Below are 1,353 nucleotides of genomic sequence, written 5' to 3' on the forward strand. Positions count from 1 at the left end.
TGTCTTGTCCTGAAAAAGGTTGACTACAATCCAATTAATTATGTCAACAGAAAGGAAAGTTCTAAAAAAAGTAATGCCTGTAGAGACTTACAGTGAGGTATTTAAAAAGCATGTTGTGAAAGAATTTGAACAAGGTTTGTTTTCTAAAGCTGATCTTCGTCGCCGCTACCAAATTAGAAGTCACAGCTGTATTGATAGTTGGTTAAGAAAATATGGTAAATTTACCTATTTAGAAAAACTAACACTTGGAAGACCTATGAAAGATCCTCAATCTCAGCGTATAAAAGAGCTCGAAGCTCAATTAGCCAAGAAAGAACAAGAATTATTGGTTTTTAGAAAAATTATAGAAATAGCCGAACGAGAGTTAAAAATTGAAATTGTAAAAAAGTCTGGTTCCAAGCAGTCCAGGAAATAAATCATATTTACAGGATTAGTCCTTGTGAAATATGCAGATTGTTTGGATTTAGCAAACAAGCTTATTATAAGAGAAAATCATATCAATTAAAATCAAAATTTGACAAAGAACAACTTAGATGTTTAATTATGTCGGTACGTCAAAAACTACCCAAAACTGGAGGTAGAAAGCTCCATCATATGCTTGAATATGATTTTGAAAAGTATCATATAAAAATAGGCAGGGATAAATTATTTGATTTTTTAAGAGATGAGTATTTATTAGTTTCAAAAACTCGCAGGTATTACAAAACGACCAATTCAAGACATTGGATGCGTAAATATCCAAACTTAATCAAGGATTTAAATATAATAAGACCTGAGCAGGTTTGGGCAGCAGATATTACATATCTTCGAACTAAAGAAAAAACGTTCTATCTTCATTTGATAACGGATGTTTATTCTAAAAAGATTGTTGGTTATAAATTAGCGGATAATTTAATGGCGCTCTCTACATTGGAAGCTTTAAAAATAGCCGTTGCTGGAAGAAGATATCAAGAGGCTCTTATTCATCATTCAGACAGAGGGCTTCAGTATTGTAGCAAGGATTACATAGAATATTTAATTGCAAATAATATTTCAGTAAGTATGACTCAATCTTATGACCCATATGAGAATGCTGTTGCAGAAAGAGTCAATGGAATATTAAAGGAAGAGTTTGGTTTATTTGAGGTTTTCGAAAATTTCAAAGATTTAAAAATTCAGATTGAACAATCTGTGTTATTTTACAATCAAATTAGAGTACACTTATCTATAAATATGTTAACTCCTAATCAAGCACATAAGCAAAATCGAATTAAACTAAAAAGGTGGAAAAAAACAAACTGGAACAGAACGAATTCTATTCCAGTTTAATTATTTTAAAATATTAATCCAGTCAACCTTTTTCAGGACTACTCA

1 pseudogene is annotated in these 1,353 nt (G+C 30.8%); it reads left to right on the top strand.

What is annotated here, in order from left to right:
* Window positions 1-148: 148 nt before the first annotated feature.
* A pseudogene (locus G3A47_RS22500) lies at window positions 149-1,308 on the top strand (IS3 family transposase); the annotation flags it as partial.
* Between the last annotated feature and the right edge of the window lie 45 nt (window positions 1,309-1,353).

Source organism: Flavobacterium poyangense (genome assembly GCF_011751075.1).
Lineage (GTDB): Bacteria > Bacteroidota > Bacteroidia > Flavobacteriales > Flavobacteriaceae > Flavobacterium > Flavobacterium poyangense.